Origin of the sequence: Pseudarthrobacter sp. MM222 (assembly GCF_947090775.1) — a bacterium.
Taxonomy (GTDB): Bacteria; Actinomycetota; Actinomycetes; order Actinomycetales; family Micrococcaceae; genus Arthrobacter.
In genome coordinates this window covers 3961255-3977809 of record NZ_OX352321.1, presented here as the reverse complement: position 1 = coordinate 3977809, position 16555 = coordinate 3961255, and the positions used below count along the sequence as shown (strand labels likewise).

17 protein-coding genes and 1 riboswitch are annotated in these 16555 nt (G+C 67.0%); of the genes, 3 read left to right on the top strand and 14 right to left on the bottom strand.

From position 1 onward, the window contains the following. Positions 1-24: 24 nt before the first annotated feature. Entirely contained in the window at positions 25-690 is a 666-nt protein-coding gene (locus tag OM977_RS18245) for an SAM-dependent methyltransferase (protein WP_264355291.1), read from the bottom strand. Positions 691-838: 148 nt separating this feature from the next. Between OM977_RS18245 and OM977_RS18240 the strand changes: the two genes are divergently transcribed. Further along, a complete protein-coding gene (locus tag OM977_RS18240) occupies positions 839-1279 on the top strand; it encodes a hypothetical protein (protein ID WP_264355290.1) in 441 nt (146 codons plus the stop codon). A 467-nt stretch (positions 1280-1746) separates the two neighbouring features. Beyond that, entirely contained in the window at positions 1747-3630 is a 1884-nt protein-coding gene (locus OM977_RS18235) for a DEAD/DEAH box helicase (protein ID WP_264355289.1), read from the top strand. A 115-nt stretch (positions 3631-3745) separates the two neighbouring features. On the opposite strand, the gene OM977_RS18230 is transcribed toward OM977_RS18235, so the two are convergent. From OM977_RS18230 to OM977_RS18210, 5 genes are all read right to left on the bottom strand, one after another. Further along, positions 3746-4396 (bottom strand): MBL fold metallo-hydrolase, encoded by a 651-nt coding sequence (locus tag OM977_RS18230; RefSeq protein WP_264355288.1) that lies wholly within the window; start codon positions 4394-4396, stop codon positions 3746-3748. A gap of 21 nt (positions 4397-4417) precedes the next feature. Then, on the bottom strand, positions 4418-5431 hold the full coding sequence (locus OM977_RS18225; RefSeq protein ID WP_264355287.1) for an aldo/keto reductase: 1014 nt from the start codon (positions 5429-5431) through the stop codon (positions 4418-4420). Positions 5432-5603: 172 nt separating this feature from the next. Then, a complete protein-coding gene (locus OM977_RS18220; RefSeq protein ID WP_264357469.1) occupies positions 5604-5990 on the bottom strand; it encodes a DMT family transporter in 387 nt (128 codons plus the stop codon). A gap of 2 nt (positions 5991-5992) precedes the next feature. After that, positions 5993-6316, bottom strand: a complete 324-nt coding sequence (locus OM977_RS18215) for a DMT family transporter (protein WP_264355286.1) — start codon at positions 6314-6316, stop codon at positions 5993-5995. A 9-nt stretch (positions 6317-6325) separates the two neighbouring features. After that, positions 6326-6394: riboswitch (guanidine-III (ykkC-III) riboswitch) on the bottom strand. Positions 6395-6415: 21 nt separating this feature from the next. Continuing rightward, the gene (locus tag OM977_RS18210; RefSeq protein ID WP_264355285.1) at positions 6416-7090 is read right to left on the bottom strand and encodes a HutD/Ves family protein; all 675 of its coding nucleotides are present in this window, start codon (positions 7088-7090) and stop codon (positions 6416-6418) included. 118 nt (positions 7091-7208) lie between these two features. On the opposite strand from OM977_RS18210, the gene OM977_RS18205 reads away from it, so the two are divergent. Further along, on the top strand, positions 7209-7829 hold the full coding sequence (locus tag OM977_RS18205; protein WP_264355284.1) for a phosphoribosylanthranilate isomerase: 621 nt from the start codon (positions 7209-7211) through the stop codon (positions 7827-7829). Between the two features lie 61 nt (positions 7830-7890). On the opposite strand, the gene OM977_RS18200 is transcribed toward OM977_RS18205, so the two are convergent. The 8 genes from OM977_RS18200 to OM977_RS18165 all read right to left on the bottom strand — a co-directional run bounded on the left by OM977_RS18200 (position 7891) and on the right by OM977_RS18165 (position 16207). Further along, positions 7891-8418, bottom strand: coding sequence for a LamG domain-containing protein (locus OM977_RS18200; RefSeq protein ID WP_264355283.1), 528 nt, complete (start codon positions 8416-8418; stop codon positions 7891-7893). A 473-nt stretch (positions 8419-8891) separates the two neighbouring features. After that, on the bottom strand, positions 8892-9269 hold the full coding sequence (locus tag OM977_RS18195; protein ID WP_264355282.1) for a hypothetical protein: 378 nt from the start codon (positions 9267-9269) through the stop codon (positions 8892-8894). Beyond that, entirely contained in the window at positions 9259-11139 is a 1881-nt protein-coding gene (locus tag OM977_RS18190; RefSeq protein WP_264355281.1) for a hypothetical protein, read from the bottom strand. Before OM977_RS18190 ends, OM977_RS18195 begins: the two co-directional genes overlap by 11 nt. Continuing rightward, positions 11136-13244 (bottom strand): glycosyltransferase, encoded by a 2109-nt coding sequence (locus OM977_RS18185; protein ID WP_264355280.1) that lies wholly within the window; start codon positions 13242-13244, stop codon positions 11136-11138. Before OM977_RS18185 ends, OM977_RS18190 begins: the two co-directional genes overlap by 4 nt. A gap of 11 nt (positions 13245-13255) precedes the next feature. Next, positions 13256-13900, bottom strand: coding sequence for a hypothetical protein (locus tag OM977_RS18180; protein WP_264355279.1), 645 nt, complete (start codon positions 13898-13900; stop codon positions 13256-13258). Positions 13901-13914: 14 nt separating this feature from the next. After that, on the bottom strand, positions 13915-14352 hold the full coding sequence (locus OM977_RS18175) for a hypothetical protein (RefSeq protein WP_264355278.1): 438 nt from the start codon (positions 14350-14352) through the stop codon (positions 13915-13917). A 69-nt stretch (positions 14353-14421) separates the two neighbouring features. After that, positions 14422-15420 (bottom strand): glycosyltransferase family 2 protein, encoded by a 999-nt coding sequence (locus tag OM977_RS18170; RefSeq protein WP_264355277.1) that lies wholly within the window; start codon positions 15418-15420, stop codon positions 14422-14424. 1 nt (position 15421) lies between these two features. Next, entirely contained in the window at positions 15422-16207 is a 786-nt protein-coding gene (locus tag OM977_RS18165) for a glycosyltransferase family 2 protein (RefSeq protein WP_264355276.1), read from the bottom strand. Positions 16208-16555 lie beyond the last annotated feature (348 nt).

Here is a 16555-nt window from a genome sequence, read left to right as displayed (position 1 = left end):
GGCCGGTAAGGGCAGGACCGGAGGTCAGTGTTCCGCGAGCCGGGTGGCGCGCAGTACCGCGTCCGTGAGCTCCGCTGGCTCGCCGTCCGGGCCGGTCGCGCTGCGCCGCCGGCTGTCCAGCACGTCAAGGTGCCACTCGGGTGCCTCGATGCCGAGTTCCCGGGCCACTTCCTCGGCAGTGAAGTACTTCTCGGCCGACTGGTGGTTCCCCCAAGCCGGCAGCCCCTCGGGGTGGTGCCCGACGATGAGCAGGGTCCCGCCGATCCGCACCGCGGCGGCGGCCAGGCGCAGGGCCTGCTGCCACGGCAGCAGGGTCGAGTGCAGGAACTGGGCGCTCACCAGCTCGTACTGTTCTTCCGGAACCCAGGTGCCGAGATCCTGCTCTACCCACTTGATGTTGCTGTCGTGCCCCGTCCCGCGGGCATGCGCGGCCGCCCGTTCAAGCGCGACGGCGGAGACATCCAGTGCCGTCACGGTCCAGCCCCGGCTGGCCAGCCAGAGAGCGTCCGCGCCCTCGCCGCAGCCCAGATCGAGGGCGTGGCCCGGCTTCAAGCCGGACGCTTCTGCCACCAGCTGCGGATTGGGCCGCCCGCTCCAGACCTTGGGCCTGCTGCGGTATCTCTCGTCCCACAGCTGCGCGGCCGTGCTCTCTTCCGTGCCGCCGGGGGTGTGATGCTGGTGATCCGTCATGATTCTCCTCCTCGTGGTTCCCTCATTCTGGCAGGCCGCCCTGAGAAGGACACAAAGAAATCACCGCATGGAAACGCCTCCGAAACGTTTCAGCGGCATGCTGAAGGCGACAACAAAAAGCGCTGGAATTTAGGGGGAGGAGCAGGCCATGGCTGCAGAGGAGGCCCGGCGGGTCCAATCAAGTGCGGAGCTGTCGGTGGGGGACGAGATCGAGGCCTGGCACAACGGCAAACTGTTCCACCGGGGACGGGTCAACCAGACGGTTGCATCCATGGATCTATTTTGGATCGTGGACTCCAGGACTGGGGCCAGGAGGCTGATCGACGTCGAAGCGCTGGTCATCCTCCGCACGTCGGGTCCGGCGGAGACGTCCCCGCACGGCACCGCGACTGCCGGATCCGGAATGAGCGGAACCGCCGCCGCACCGGTCGGATCCGCCGCCGGAACCGCACCGGTCGGATCCGCCGCCGGAACCGCAACTGCCGGTATTGCCTTGGCGGGCAGCGGTTCGGCGAAGGCCGGATCGGGGGCCAGGGCACGCCCGACGTCGCACGTTCCCCTGTTCCAGGCGCCCAGCCTCGCCCTGTAGCCAGGGGCGTGGCGGAACGTGGCGCCGATCTTTGGTAGCGTCGCCGGCCCGGCCCGGCCCGACCCTCCCCCGGACCCGGCGGGAGGGTCGGCCGGGCGCCAGCCAGGTCCCGCGACGCGGCATCTGGGGGCAGCCGTGCCGCCGGAAGCGGGCCAAGGCCGGACCGGATGGTAGACTGGTGGAACTTGATGTGCAGTGATGCCCACTATGGTCTTGATTGACCGGTTCCGGTTCATCCACCGGTTCCCCTGCTGGATTCCTCCGGAATCCGTCCGCAGGGAGTGGGTTTTTTCATGTGAGAGGCACATCCTGCGTCGATGAACGCGTTCTATTTGGTCCCGGCCGCCACTGCCGCAAGGTTGTAGCAGCCCGGTTGATCACCTGACTTTTCTTCGGCGAACCCCTGGGCCAACCGGCACCGGGGGCCGATATCCGCATGGATACCGCCTGAAAGACCTTTGAAACATATGACTACTTTTGCTGCCCTCGGCACGCCCAAGGCCCTCGCCGACACCCTCACCGCCCAGGGGATCGTGGAGCCGTTCCCCATCCAGGTCAAGACCCTCCCGGACACCCTGGCTGGACGCGACGTCCTGGGCCGCGGCCGCACCGGTTCCGGTAAGACCATCGCGTTCGCCATCCCGCTTGTGGCACGACTCGCCGAGCGGGAAGCCAAGCACTTCCGCAAGCCCGGCCGCCCCATGGGCCTGGTCCTCGCGCCGACCCGTGAACTGGCCACCCAGATCAACGCCACCATCGAGCCGATGGCCAAGGCCATGGGCCTGACCACCACCGTGATCTACGGCGGCATCTCCCAGGCCCGCCAGGAAAAGGCCCTGCGTGCCGGCGTTGACATCGTCATCGCCTGCCCCGGCCGCCTGGAGGACCTGATCCGCCAGCGCATCCTGACCCTCGAAGGCGTCGAGATCACCGTCCTGGACGAGGCGGACCACATGGCCGACCTCGGCTTCCTGCCGGTGGTCAAGAAGCTCATGGACATGACCCCCAGCCAGGGCCAGCGCCTGCTCTTCTCCGCCACTCTCGACAACGGCGTGGACAAGATCGTCCAGCGTTACCTGTCCAACCCGCTGACCCACGCCGTGGATGAATCACAGGCCGCGGTCACCACGATGGAACACCACGTGCTGGTCGTCAACGACCAGACCGTCAAGAAGCAGCTGATCGTCGAGCTCGCCTCGGGCGCCGGCCGCCGCGTGCTCTTCATGCGCACCAAGCACCACGCCCGCAAGCTGGCAAAGACCCTGACGGACGCCGGCATCCCCGCCGTCGATCTGCACGGCAACCTTTCGCAGAATGCCCGTGACCGCAACCTGGCCGAGTTCTCCTCCGGGGAGGTCCGCGTCCTGGTAGCCACCGACGTCGCGGCCCGCGGCGTCCACGTCGACGACGTCGAACTGGTCATCCACGTGGATCCGCCCACAGAGCACAAGGCCTACCTGCACCGCTCGGGCCGTACCGCCCGCGCCGGTTCCGACGGCACCGTGGTCACGCTGACCCTGCCCGAGCAGCAGTCCGACGTCAAGAAGCTGATGAAGGCTGCCGGCGTCGAGGTCAACTTCGAGCGCGTGACCGCTAACTCGCCGCTGGTCGCGGAACTGGTCGGCGAAATGGCAGACAAAATCGATCCCCGCACCCGCGCCGCGCTGTTGGCCGCCAAGTCCAACCAGGGCGGTGGCAGCTCCACCGGTGCAAACGCCGAGCGAAAGCGCGCACGCCGCACCACCCAGGCTGCGCCCACCGCGGGTGGCCGTGGCGGTCGTGGCGGACGCGGACGCGTTGGAGCCGAGGCTCCCCGCACCGACCTGCCCCGTGCCGAGCGCCGTGCCGTGGCCTATGAGGGCCAGGCCGCGGCCCGCAACGCCGCAGAACGCGTCATCGAGCGCAACGAGGACAGGCTGGATGCCGAGCGCGCCGAGCGCCGCAGCGTCCGCAGCCGCTCCACCTCGTATGGCACTCACCGCAACGATGTTCCGGCTGCGGGTGGCCGCGCCTCGGCCGGCCGCGGCTCGGATGGCCGCGCCGCAGAAGGGCGCAGCGACGCCCGGGGCGCTTCGGCTCCCCGCAGCGGTGCACCCCGTTCCGGCGGTGCACCCCGCACGGGTGGCGCAACCGGCGGCCAGCGCGGCGGACGTCCGGCAACCGGCCAGCGCGCCGCAGCCGGTGCCAAGACCGGAGCAAACGCCGCTGTCTGGTCCTCCAACACCGGCGGCACCTCGGGCGGATCCTACGCAGGCGGCGGCAACGGCCGCTCCAGCGAAGGCCGTCCGGCACGCACCGGCGGCCCCCGCCGCGCGTCCGCTCCGGCGTCGAACGAACGCCGCAGCCGCTAAGGTTCCGGTTTTCCGCTGCGCAAACGGACGGCCGCTACGGGGATCCCCGTAGCGGCCGTCCGAAAGCGCAGCGCAAACCACGAAGCGCAGCCCAAACCACGAAGCGCGGCGCGGCCTACCAGCCGCGGGCGCGCCACTCTTCCAAGTGCGGGCGTTCCGCGCCCAGGGTCGTCGGCTTGCCGTGGCCCGGATGCACCACGGTGTCATCCGGATAGACCGCGAACAGCCGCTCGCTCACATCGGTGATGAGCTGGGCGAACCGTTCCGGATCCTTCTGGGTGTTGCCGACGCCTCCCGGGAACAGCGAGTCGCCGGAGAAGATGTGCGCCGGACCGTCGGGATCCCGGTACACGAGGGCGATCGAACCCGGAGTATGCCCGCGCAGGTGAACTGCGGTCACGTCGAAGCCGTCGAAGTTGCCGACGTCCCCGTGATCCAGCAGCACATCCACCGGCACCGGCAGCTCCGGAGCATCATCCGTCCCGGCCGCCGTCTTCACCCCGGTGGCCGCCACCAGGGCTTGCAGGGCACGGACGTGGTCCCAGTGCTGATGGGTGGTGGCAACCAGCGCCAGCTTCGGCGTCGCGGCAGTATCCGCGGCGGCGTCCGCGAGCAGCTTCTCGATGGCGGCCAGATCATCGGCCGCGTCGATCAGCAGCTGCGCGCCGGATGCCTTGCTGGTGAGCAGGTAAACGTTGTTGTCCATCTCGCTGACCGAAATCCGGCGGATGGTGATGTTCCGTAAAGAGTGAATGAGCGAGTCCATGGGCTTCAGTCTACGGAGGCGCTATTCACGGCCCTCGGACACCCAGTTGGGGTCCGCGGAGCGTGACCCGACGACGGCGTCCGCGGCGGCGTCGAGCCTGCCGAGTTGCGCTGGAGTGAAGTCGAGCGCCAGGGCGCCCAGGTTCTCGTCGATCCGGACCGCCTTGCGCGTGCCCGGGATGGGAACCACCGGCAGCCCCAGCTGCTGGCCCTTCGCCAGCAGCCAGGCCAGCGCCACCTGGGCGGGAGTTGCAGCCTGCCCAGCAACGCTAAGCTCCGCAGCGACGGACCGCACGGCGGCCACCACACCCTGGTTGGCCCCGGCGGCGTCGTCGGCAAAGCGCGGGATGTTGCGGCGGAAGTCGTTGCTGCCCAGCGTCGAGGCTTCCACGGTGCCGGTCAGGAATCCGCGGCCCAGCGGCGCGTAGGGCACGAAGCCGACCCCGAGGTCGGCCGCGGCCGGAACAACGTTGCGTTCCACGTCGCGGCTCCAGATGGACCATTCGCTCTGGACGGCGGCGATCGGGTGGACGCTGCTGGCTTCACGCAGCTCCTCGGCCGTCACCTCGGACAGGCCAAGATGCCGGACTTTGCCGGCCTGCACCAGCTCCGCCATGGCCTCCACGGTTTCCACAATCGGAACGCGGAGGTCGCGGCGGTGCATGTAGTACAGGTCAATAGTGTCGGTGCCCAGCCGTTGCAGGCTGCGGTCCACGGCTTGGCGCACATAGGCGGGGTCGCCCTGGACGTCCGAGTAGCCGGTTGCCGGTGTCCCGACGAGGCCAAACTTGGTGGCGAGCTGGACCTCCCCCCGGCGCTCCTTGAGCAGCCGGGCGATCAGTTCCTCGTTGCTGCCGCCGCCGTAGACGTCCGCAGTGTCAATGAAACTGACACCGGCATCCACAGCATGGTGCAGGGTCCGCAGGGCCTCGGCGGGATCCACTGCGCCATACACCGGCGTCAGGGCCATGCCGCCGAAACCCAGGGCGCTGACCTGCAAGCCGTCGCCGAGCCGGACTGATGCTGCTGCGCTCATCTGGATCCCCATCCTCTGTGCTGCCGGGAAATGTCGTCCCTGCCAAGAACTCCAGCCCGGGCGCGAGTATTCCGGCTGCCGGTCGCGCGCCTCGCCGGCCGATTCTCCCCACCTTTGATTGCGGCGTGGCCTGTACGACGGCGCGCCCCGTGGGACGCGCCGCCGTAGTGGCTCAAACCCGGGGAGGCTCGGCGCCTGATGCCGGCCGCGGCGTCTCCGCATTCCCGGCCGGCAGCAGTTTCAGCCCGGCAGCGCAGCCGACGATCCCCGCGATGAAGAGCAGTTTCAGCGGACTGGCCGGTTCGACGCCGGTCGCCATCGCCCAGCCGACCGTCAGGGCCGCACCGATCCCCACCCAAACCGCGTAGGCGGTGCCGAGCGGGATGCGTTTCACGGCCATGCCCAGCCCCACCATGCTGAGGGCGGCGGTGACGGCGAACACCATGGTGGGCAGCGGCCGGGTGAAGCCGTCGGAAAGCCCCAGTGCGGTGGCCCAGACTGCTTCCAGCACAGCTGAGGCCAGCAGGATGGTCCATGGAACGGCGGACGGCCTGGACATGGTCACGCCACCACTTTCAGGCCGGCCACACAGGCTGCGATCCCGCCGAGCAGCAGGATCCGGGCCGCCGTCGCGCGTTCCACCTTGGTGACGATCGCGTAGCCGGACGTCAGCACGACGCCGACCCCCACCCACACGGCATAGGCCGTTCCGGTCGGGATGGACTGCATGGCGATGGCCAGGCCTCCGGTGCTGGCGAGGACGGAGATCAAGAAGACCAGGGCCGGGGCCAGCTGGCGTCGGCCCGTCGCCTGCGAGGTGCGGTGCAGGGCGGCGGCCCAGACGGCCTCCAGCGCCCCGGAAAGGATGAGAATTAACCACGACATGTTGGCTCCTGTGGCCAGTCTTGTCGTGTGCCGGGTACTGAACCGTCGTCCGGAGGCCGCGGGGAGGTGAGGCCTTGGGTCCAGTTTATCCCAGACGGATCAGGGCTCGCCGTCCATCCTGTCGATGGACACCACGGCCAGGAAGCCACGGCCCAGGATTTCCGGTGAGGCAGTGTCGGAGCCGACGACCGCGTCGTAGCGGTCAAGCGTCACGGGCTCGGCGACGGCAGCTGGCGCCGTGGCGGCGGCGGTCCCGACCGCTGGCGCCGTGCCGGGCTCCGAACCCGCAGTGCCGGCGCCGACCGTTGCCTGGCCCTGCAGCAGGATGCCGAGCTGGCCTGCGAACACGGGATGGGCCCGCTTCTTGGAAAGCTCGATGATCGAGGTGTACCCCTTGAAAACGCCCCTGCGGGTGATCACGTTGAGGTCGCGGATGTCACCGGTGGGCAGGGCGCCGGCCGAGTCGGCATCCCCGGAGAACCGGAAGGGGCGGTATTTCTCCAGCGGATGTTCGACGCCGTCGACGCTCAGCAGCAGCAGCTCGCCCTCGAGCACGGTCAGCACGCGGTCCATGCCGGGAAATGCGGAGAAGGCGCCGGCTTTGGAGACCTCGGCGATGCTGACCCGCCAGTCCCAATCGGGATCCTGCGCCGTGCCGGCGGGGGTTGTGCTAGCCTCTGCCCCGGGCGAGTAGCCGCTGGCAACCTCGCGGGTCACCCCGCCGCCGTTGCGCCAGGGGTGGGCTTTGAGCGTGGCATAGCGGATAATGTCCATCGGCCCAGCCTATCCGGACGTCGCGGAAGGCCGTGCCGGGCTGCCAGGGGACATAACGTCCGCACGCTCGGCAGCAACTTGCTAACGTCGACGTCAGGAGCGCTGCAGAAGGAGCCGAATGTTTGTCAAAGTGTGCGGGCTCAGTACCCCCGAGTCCGTGCTGGCCGCGGTCGCGGCCGGCGCCGACGCCGTCGGTTTCGTCCTGACGCCCAGCCCGCGTGAAGTGCCCCCGGCCCGGGCCCGGGAGCTCCTGGCCCACGTTCCCGACGGCGTTGCCGCCGTCGGCGTCTTCCGGCATGAGCCGGCAGTGGACGCCGTCGCGCTGGCCCGCGCTGCCGGGCTGGCCTGGGTCCAGTTGCATGGCGACCGCACCCCCGCGGATGTGTGCACTGTCCACGACGCCGGCCTGAAAGTGATCCGCGCCGTGACCATGGAAGCCGGGAAGGAGGCCTTCGACAGTTGGGGCGAGGAACTGCTGTTGATCGACGCCGCCGTACCCGGATCAGGCGAGGCGTGGGACTACGCGTCGGTCCGGGCCAAGGGGCTGTCGGGCCGGGACTGGTTGCTGGCCGGTGGGTTGGATTCCGCCAACGTTGCGGACGCCGCGGGGCAAGCCGGGGCGTGGGGCGTTGACGTGTCCTCCGGGGTCGAGTCAACCAGGGGCGTTAAGGACCTGGCCAAGATCCGCGATTTCGTGAACGCCGCCAAGTCAGCGCAGGGCTCCGGCCGCTTGTCATAAGCACTGGCCTCACCGGTGTTCCGGCGCAGCGTCCAGGCCCCTGGTCGGCTGCCTGGTGCGCCTATGAGGCGCGGGTGGTGATGAGGACGTCATCGATGTATTCGTCGCCCTTCTGCCGGCTGTGCTCGGCGCCCATCTGGACTTTGCTCAGGCTGGTCGCGTTCATGTTGACCGCGCTGCTGGAGTATTTCAACGCCCCATCAAGCCACACCTGGATCGTTGACTTGGAGCCGCTTGGCGTGACCCGCATCACGACGTGATGCCAGGCGTTCATGGTGACACTCCCGGCAGTCAGCTTTGTGTAAACAAACGACCCGGAGGGGGAAGTGACGCGCAGCCACATCTGCCCGTTGCTGTTGTACCGGTAAACGTCGGCGATCCGGGTGGAACCGGAGAAGAAGCGGAAGTACGGGACGTTGTTGCCGGCGACGCCCGCTGTGGTGATGTTGAACCAGCCGTCGGCGTAAGCCGTTTTGGTGCCGGACGGAAAAGCAGGCGTGGAAAGGTTCGCGAGGGAGCCGGCTGTGTCCGTTACGTGCAGCTTGGCTGAGTGGGTGCCGGTTCTCCTCTGCGAGGTCTGAATGGTCACGGTACCTTTGCCCGTTCCGGTTCCCCCCACCTTGGGTATGAGGCCGCAAAAGCCGGTGATCTCAAAGCTGGTAGCAATACGGGTGGTCGTCCCCGAGTAGGTGTTTGACGGTGCGGGACTGCAGGTCGCAGCCGTAGCCGTTTGGGCGGAACCGAAAACAAGGGAGCCGGCGACGAGCAGCCCTAAGGTGCCCGCGGAGCCGAGCGCTTTTAGTGTTCTCATTGATTTACCTCAGAAATTGTTGGAAATTACTTCAGTAGTCCGGCTAATACGGACTCGCCCAGCGGCAGGGCAGTCTGGCGCCGCTTACACAAGGCGCATTAGTTGCGCTATAACCGCGACGCCGACTACCGAAAGTAGAGCCGCCGTCGTATATACCGCGGCCCGTGGGAGCGGCTTTTCGGGGTTCAGTACCCGCAAGACATCGCAGGTCACGAGCGAGGTGACGACAGCCAGCCCGGTGAGGAAAACCATCACCGCGCACCTGCCAAGGAGCCACTCGAGCGCTTGACCTCAAGTGCCAGCAGGCCAAGCGTGACAAGGGACAATATGCAAACGCCGACCGGAGGTGACCAGAGGCGTGCGTAGATCATTGCTGTCGAAACGAGCGTCGACATCGCGAGGCTGAAGGCAATTGCGACGGCGATAGCGAGCGGGACCGTTCCACCGCTCTGCGCGGTGGGAGGGGGGCCGAACCGGAGCAGCAGAACCAGAGCCGTTCCCGGGCCGGCGAGCATCAGCAGCCCGATGACGGCCAGGCGGAGGCCTTCGGGCCCGAAAAATGACAGCGGCACGGCGGCTATGGCGATAGCTGCCGTCGCGTAGCTTAGGTAGCGGCGTTCAATTGCCATTTTTTGCTCCTTCAATGCGGAAGACCACGCCGTCGTCATTCTCGGCGATTCTGGTCCAGCCGGGGTTGGTGCCGCACGTGGCGACAAAGTTCCGAAGGTCCCCGGCAGGTGTTGATCCGCGAAGATCTGCGGCGTGAAGCTGGCTCACTGTAACGATCAGGTAGGCCCCGGAACGGGCTGCTATCTGGTTGGCGGCATCACATGTCAGCGGGCTGGCACCAGGCCTCGGTTCTGCCGGGACCAGCGACCGGTAGTCGTAGCCGGAGTAATGCTGGAACTTCCAGGGGGTGTTGCGGACCGCCTCGATCAGCTTGGACCCAGGGGGCGCGGCCTCGTAGAGCCGGTTCACCAGGGCAATTTCGTCCGTGCTAAAGCTCTCCATGATGTCGTTGCCGTACCTGGTGACGATGGTGGTGACGGAGAGAACGGCGCCCAGCACCAGAAGGGCGATGCCACGCCGCAGCCCGGGGCCGGAAGGTTTGTCCGACATCAGCGGCAGCACTGCCAGGCACACTGTAAACGGCAGGCTGAACAGGTAAATCCGCAGCAGCAGCTCGCCCCCGTAAGGCTGGATCGGGATGAGGACGAACAGTGCCAGCGCCCCGACCGCGGCCGTAAGCCAGGGCGCACGCCGTCGGTGGCCCACCACGGCCCCTACGGCAGCGAGTATCCACAGCACAGCCACCTCGGCCAGGCGGGTGTAAACCACAAACTGGTGCGAGTCGCTGCCGGACACCCTCGAGCTCAAACTCCCGAAGGCGTTGGTGCCGATGTCTCCGAACGAGCCGAACAGCTGGTCCTGATGGCCCTGCAGGTACGTCGACGCCGCAAACACCAGCCACCCCACCGGCACCACGACGGCCAGGACGGGCAGGAAGCGCAGCCGCAGCCGGCCCGTCAGCAGCAAGGCGGCCAGCATCGGGATAGCCGCAAACGGTGTCAGCTGATGGGAAACGGTCATGGCGAGGAGGAATACCGCACAAACCACGACCAGGACGGCACTGTCTCCCCTGGGCAAACCAATCAGGCCTTGCTGCGGAGCGGGAGCGTCCAGTTTTCCGACGATCCGGGCCAGGGCGGTGCTAAACCGGTTCCGGTCCGTGTGCCATGCCCACCCGGTAAAGGTAGACAGGATGCAAGCGATGAGGGTGATCAGCAGGATGAAGGCGTAGGCCTGTGGCGCCAGGTAGTCCTGGCCGACCCAGCTGGTCAAGTAGAAGAGCCAGACGGCGGCCCAGGCATGTCGTCGATGGGCGGTGAGCCGGGTCGCCAGTGCCAGCAACGGGGCCAGGAGGAGGACGTTGACTCCGAGCGGGGCCCACGTCGCCACGCCCATCAGATCCTTCACCCCGGTCGAGCCCGAAAGCATTCCCAGCAGGTCGAAGAAGCCCGGCCAATTGAAGTAGGCGTCCAAGGTCGGATCCAGCTGGCCGGACTGGGCGAGGTTATCGGCGATCCCGAGATGCCGGTAGCTGGCCTCGAGCCGGGGGAGTCCGTGAATGATGGGATCGGCGCCATGGATGATGAAAACCGTGACCAGTATCTGCCAGATCTGAAGAGCTGTATTGAACCGCGGCAGGCTCAGCGAGGCAACGAATCCGACCAGGCTCAGGGCAAGAGCCACGAAATAGACGGGCGGCAGGGCGCCAATGAGACCGGAACCGCCGATCTGCCGGGGATCGACACTGAGTGTGCCCCAGATCGCGAGAATGAGGGCCAGCCCGGCGAGGGCTGCGAGAGCGCCGCCCATCCACACCGGCATCGCCCCGGCTCCGCTGCGGGGAGGCGGTTCGCCTCCGGAACTCCGAACAATGTCCTTCAGGCCGCGCCCCGAGGTGACGCGTGCGGTGGTGGCTGAATCGTTTGTCATGGTGTCTCCATCCCGGTCGGCTCCTGGCTCGCCGACGAAGGAAGTTGGACGGCCGGGGAGGACGCCTTGGTATGGGTCAGTGCTATTAGGCGCCAGCTGGCGATCAGGGCCACCGCGCATTGCGCCAGGGACCACAGCATGGAGACGCCCGTAAGGCCGAACGAATGGGCAACTGCCGGAGCCGGCCCCAGGACCAGGGCCGCGGCCACTACGGCGACGGCCGTGGATTCAACGAGGCGCCCTTGCGCCCGGCACAGCCCGTAGTAGACCTGAGTGATGCAGCTCAGGAGTAGCGCCGGCACGAGAATGGGTATCAGCACCCACGCGGAGGCATAGTCCGGACCCAGGAATCGGAGCAGCCAGGGCCCGACAAAGACGAGAAGCCCGCCGGTCACGAGCGTAAGCAGGAGGCTGATGCGGATGGCAGACGCGACGAGCCCGGGCCGCGAACGCGTTCCGGCCAGGGCGGTCTGGAGCGAGAACCCGGCGGACTGGGGCACGAAGAACACAGCCGAGGCCATCATCCAGACGATGTACCAGGCGGCTGTCGCTGCGGGGCCGAGAGTCGCGGCGACGATGAGGGGGAGCAGGTAGCCGGGAGCGCGGTCAGCGAGCATCAGGGCGTGGTTAGGCAGTCCGGGCTTCAAGAGCTTCAGGGCGTGCCCCGGCCGCAGTCCATGCCGCCAATCCGGGGAGACCCGGGCGCGGCGGAGCTGCCGCAGCCCCACCAGCACGCTGGCAATGGCGCCGGCAGCGACCGCGGCCACCACGACGGACAATTCGTGGATTCCCAGGAGGAAAGCGAGGGCAACGACGGCGAGCTGGACGATGCTCTGGATGATGCTGCGGATGAGGGCGCGGTCCGCCCGTTCCTGGGCCAACCCGACGTGGTCCAGCTGATAGGCGACGGCGGCGAAGACGGCAGTGATGAGGAACAGCACCGTGACCAGGGGATTGTTCCATGCCTCCCCGACGCCCGACTGGAAGGAGTTAGTGATCGCGGCGAGCCCGACGGCTACGGCGAGTGAAAAGGTCCCCACGGTGAGCAGGCTGGTAGCGATGAGGCGGCGGCCGCCGTCGGCTTCCCCGGGCAAAAGCGTCAGCGTGGCGGGTCCCACGCCGAACATGCCCAATTGAACCGTGAGGAGCGCGGCCGATATCACCACGGACCCCAAACCGGTTTGGGTGGGGGGCAGTACCAGGGCCACCAGCGCCCAGAAGAGGAAACCGGTGACCATCGGGGCCACCCTTGCCGCAGCCAGCCACGCAGCGTTTTCGCCCAGGGAGAGCGGTTGGCCTGCGGGGCGAAGGATCTCGCCGATCATGGAGCGGTAGTTGAAGAGGAGGAATCCGGGCCAGTAAGCCAGGAAGCGGGGTGCCCGGAATAGTGACATCGCAACGCCGCGGACGGTGGCCAGCAGGGGCAGCACGACCATCCACCCGGCCCGCGCGGGATGTTTGCGGATCGTCCGAGCCATTCCGGCGCCGTCCTGCTCCCATTGGTCGCGTGCGCCGGCAAAGCTGTCGGCAAACCGGTGCCGCACCACGGTGGTGGGGGACACGCCAAGCCGGTAGCCGGCCTTCTCCAGGCGGATCCGCAGCTCAACGTCTTCGCCGGAAACGAAGGAGTCATCGAAGCCGACGGACAGCAACAGGTCGCGGCGGATGAGCGTGGCGCAGACGCCGAACCAGGAACGCACCCGGCTGTGGTTGTGGTGCCAGGCCAGGGCCGATCCCCAGTAGCCGGGCCCGTCCGCCTCGCTGGCCAACCCGAACTGCAGCCCGTCGAAGCCGCCCGTCTCGAATTCGCCCAGGAGCTTCTCCAGGCTGCCGGGCGGCAGGACGACGTCGGCGTCGATCAGGGAGACGACGTCGCACTGGGCGCTCTGGACTCCGAGCATGCGGGCTGCAGGCAGTCCCCGGCCTTCGTCGGAGATAATGTGCGCGCCGAAGGAACGAGCAATGGCGACAGTGTCGTCGGTTGAACAGCCATCGACCACGATCACCTCGCGGGGACCCTGTCCGGTGATGGACTCCAGGCACTCGCGCAGCCAGGCTGCGGCGTTTCGGGCCGGAACAATCACCGACACCTCGAGTTGGGGCACGTCCGCTCACCTCACCCGTCGAGCTTCGAGCGCACCAGGTTCGCGACAAAGTCTGAAGCCTGGTCCGCGGACCAGGAGACAGGGAGACGGAGCAGCGAGCACGGCACGTCTTCGAGGGCCCGCCGCACGACGGCGGCCTTTTCGCCGAAGTGTTCCGCTAGCGGAACCAGACCGGACGCACCCAGCGCTTCGACGAGACGGCGGGAGACCATGGGGAGCTCGGAATGGAAGTTGCCGACAATCCGGGACGTCATCCAGTCTGGACTGCGGGGTTCTAGGCGTGCTTTGGCGCCGTCGTAGCGCTCCAGGAAGATGGCGAGCTGGGCCGGTGCCGCCGATGAAATCCGGTGTGCGCCGAAGACCTGTTCCGGGTGCACCATCCGGTGCTCCGGAGACCAGCGTCTGGTGAAGGCGGCCGTCTTCGGGTAACGCACAATCACCGGGTGGACAGCGGTGGCGAGGTGGGCCACCGGAGTCGTGAGCCACCCGGGGGCAAGAGGCTTACGGGTTCCCTGGAACAGCTGAGGATAGATGGCCCGGTGATGGGGTTTGATGAACATCGGCTTGGCGTAACCCATGAGCATGCCGCCGCCTCCGAGGAAAGCCCAGTCGTCCGCCATGAAGCGCACTTCCGGCATGGCAACGAGTTTTGCCACGGTACTGGTCTTGCCTACTCCCCCCAAGCCGGGAGCAAAACGCCGGAACCACGGAAATCGACGACTGCGGCGTGAATCATCGCAGTCTCTTCCTGGACGCAGAGCCTGTCCAGCAACGGGATCACGGCGGTCAGCAGTTCACCGCTGCCCCGAATCTGGTATCCCTCCGCCGTTTCAATGATCTGGACGCGGTCCGCGGGGAGATAGAGCGAATTCTCAGTGAATCGATAGGCGTCTTCCGCATGGGACTGACCGGAAACCGGCAATATCTCTTCGCTGACGGAGATCCACCGGGAGGCCACGGATTTCCCGAGAAAGGGGGCAAGCATGTCCCGCAATTGCGACTCACCGGGCGTACCCGGTGCGACATCAATTCCGACCACACCATGAATGTCGAAGCCGGCACCGCTGGCGGCGCCGGACTGGACGACGTCACGTTCAGACTGACTCATGGCGGAAACTTCCTGACGTCATGACTGCCGGAGCGGCAATCTTCGGAGCCCGGGGCTCGTGCCTCAGCTTCATTGGACTTCCCTCCACAGTTCGTCCTGCGGCAGCACCGCTGTTTCCGCTTGCAGGGAACCGGCAGGCAGCCGGCGGCCACGTAGATAGCCGGTTGCGGTGGCTGCAAGCACGGTGAGGATCGCGCCCGCACGGCTCAGGCCTGCGGGGTCATTACCCCGGATCCAGCCGCGGATCCCGGCAAAGACTGCCCGCGGCAGCACCTGCCGGACGTAGCGCCGCTCCGGGCCCAGCGCACGCTTGTGGCCCACGATCCGGCTGACCTGGGCCTTCGACAGGCCCTCAGACCAGGAGCGTGCCAGCATGTAGCGCCAGGTGCCGCGCTCGGCGGGAACGTGGTGGTGCACCAGGGCTGCAGGTTCGTAGACGACCCGGGACCCGGGGGCGCCCATCACGGCCCGGATGCAGAGTTCCGTCTCCTCGCAGCCGAGCGGAAGTCCGTCCTGGCGGCCCAGCGACGGGTTGAACCCGCCGACCCGGTCCAGGACTTCGGCGCGGAAAGACATGTTCGCGCCGATCACGTTGCGGACCTCTGCGGCGACCTTCGGCATGCCCCGGTAAGTGCAGCCGACGATCCAATCCACCTCCTCGGCGAAGTACCTTGGCCGGCTGGCCTCCCAGCGCGGCTCGACGCGTCCTCCGACCGCGAGGACGTCAGGATCGTCGTACATCGCGGCGAGGCGTTCGAGCCAGTCCGGTGCGGCCTCGGCGTCATCGTCGAGGAAGGCCACCACCTTCGCCTTCGCGACCCCGGCCCCGGTGTTGCGGGCGCCCGAGAGACCCTTGGGCCCGCTGTTTTCAACGATCACCACGTCGGGGACCGTGAAGATAAGGCGCTTGTAAAGATCCATGTTGTAGTCGACGACGACGATCGTCTGCTGCGGGGGATGCGTCTGGGCCCGGACCGAGTCCAGAGCGCCCATCAGCCTGTCCCAACGCTCCTCTGTGTAGGAGCAGATAACAACGGAAATGGTCGGGAATCCTGCGGTGGGGGACATCTCAGGCTCCCGGACGCAATCCCAGAACGCTCTGGGGATCCGTGGGAATGTGCGGAAACATGACGCTCGGATACTTGTATTTGACCCGTCGCAGGGCTTCGGGTCGGGCGCCGGCGGTGGGGGCCTCCCACGCGATACGCTCCCTGGCGAGGGTCCGAAGCACCCGCCAACCATCCCGGAACGTGTGGAGGTTGGACTTCCCGGAAATGCGGCACAGCTCATGGCTCGGGACTTCGGCTATCCGTAGGCCCGCCCTCGAGGCCCGGACAATCAGCTCCGTCTCGATTTCAAAGCCGTCGGACTGCAACTCCAGGATCTCCACGCATTCGCGCCGCAGCGCGATGTATCCGTAGCAAAGGTCGGAATAGTCGCTGCTTAGGACAGCGTTGGCCAGCCATGTCAGCATCCGGTTTCCGGTGTTCCGCAGCCTGGTCAGGTCATCCGAACCGCCGCCGGTGACGTAGCGCGAGCCCTTCACAAAATCGTATTCGTGCTGGAGCGGGGTGACGAGCCAGCCGATTTCCTGCGGGTCCATGCTGCCGTCGCCGTCGAGCATGACGATGATGTCGCCGGAGGCGGCTGCAAAACCGGCCCGCACGGCGTTACCTTTGCCGGGACGCGGCTCTGCAACAACGACGACGTCCAGGCGCAAGGCCCGGGCGACGTCGACCGTGCTGTCCAGGGAACGGCCGTCGACGATTACAACTTCGTCCACATATGCTGGCATCCGGCGGAGCACCCACGGCAGGTTCATGGCTTCGTTGAGGGTGGGGATGACCACGCTCACTGACGGGCCAGACTGCGAAGGAGTCGTTTGGGGGCGCAAATTTGGTTTGAGATTTGGGATGGACATCAGCCTCACCACTCAATGACGTAGTCTGCTGCCCCAACCACAGCTTGCCCCGAGCGCGAACCGGTAAGCACAGCCAGTTAGGCTGCTTGATTGTGGGCATTTAGGTATATTTTCCCCTAATAAATACTGGTCCCGGGACCTTTCGTAAACCTTGGGTTAACTTGAAGCTTTGAGTTTCCGAAATCCGCGGAATTCCGCCCTGCTCCTGGGGGCGAGCGGGGCCCGGCAAAATCTGTTGATTGCCCGGCTCGGTACGTGCGACACTGACCGAATGCGGACATC

Bases quoted from the DNA above. Each gene is read 5' to 3' on its own strand.
- OM977_RS18215 (WP_264355286.1), bottom strand. From the start codon at position 6,316: ATGTCGTGGTTAATTCTCATCCTTTCCGGGGCGCTGGAGGCCGTCTGG.
- OM977_RS18235 (WP_264355289.1), top strand. From the start codon at position 1,747: ATGACTACTTTTGCTGCCCTCGGCACGCCCAAGGCCCTCGCCGACACC.
- OM977_RS18240 (WP_264355290.1), top strand. From the start codon at position 839: ATGGCTGCAGAGGAGGCCCGGCGGGTCCAATCAAGTGCGGAGCTGTCG.
- OM977_RS18170 (WP_264355277.1), bottom strand. From the start codon at position 15,420: ATGTCCCCCACCGCAGGATTCCCGACCATTTCCGTTGTTATCTGCTCC.
- OM977_RS18245 (WP_264355291.1), bottom strand. From the start codon at position 690: ATGACGGATCACCAGCATCACACCCCCGGCGGCACGGAAGAGAGCACG.
- OM977_RS18210 (WP_264355285.1), bottom strand. From the start codon at position 7,090: ATGGACATTATCCGCTATGCCACGCTCAAAGCCCACCCCTGGCGCAAC.
- OM977_RS18225 (WP_264355287.1), bottom strand. From the start codon at position 5,431: ATGAGCGCAGCAGCATCAGTCCGGCTCGGCGACGGCTTGCAGGTCAGC.
- OM977_RS18175 (WP_264355278.1), bottom strand. From the start codon at position 14,352: ATGAGTCAGTCTGAACGTGACGTCGTCCAGTCCGGCGCCGCCAGCGGT.
- OM977_RS18220 (WP_264357469.1), bottom strand. From the start codon at position 5,990: ATGTCCAGGCCGTCCGCCGTTCCATGGACCATCCTGCTGGCCTCAGCT.
- OM977_RS18230 (WP_264355288.1), bottom strand. From the start codon at position 4,396: ATGGACTCGCTCATTCACTCTTTACGGAACATCACCATCCGCCGGATT.
- OM977_RS18195 (WP_264355282.1), bottom strand. From the start codon at position 9,269: ATGGCAATTGAACGCCGCTACCTAAGCTACGCGACGGCAGCTATCGCC.
- OM977_RS18205 (WP_264355284.1), top strand. From the start codon at position 7,209: ATGTTTGTCAAAGTGTGCGGGCTCAGTACCCCCGAGTCCGTGCTGGCC.
- OM977_RS18190 (WP_264355281.1), bottom strand. From the start codon at position 11,139: ATGACAAACGATTCAGCCACCACCGCACGCGTCACCTCGGGGCGCGGC.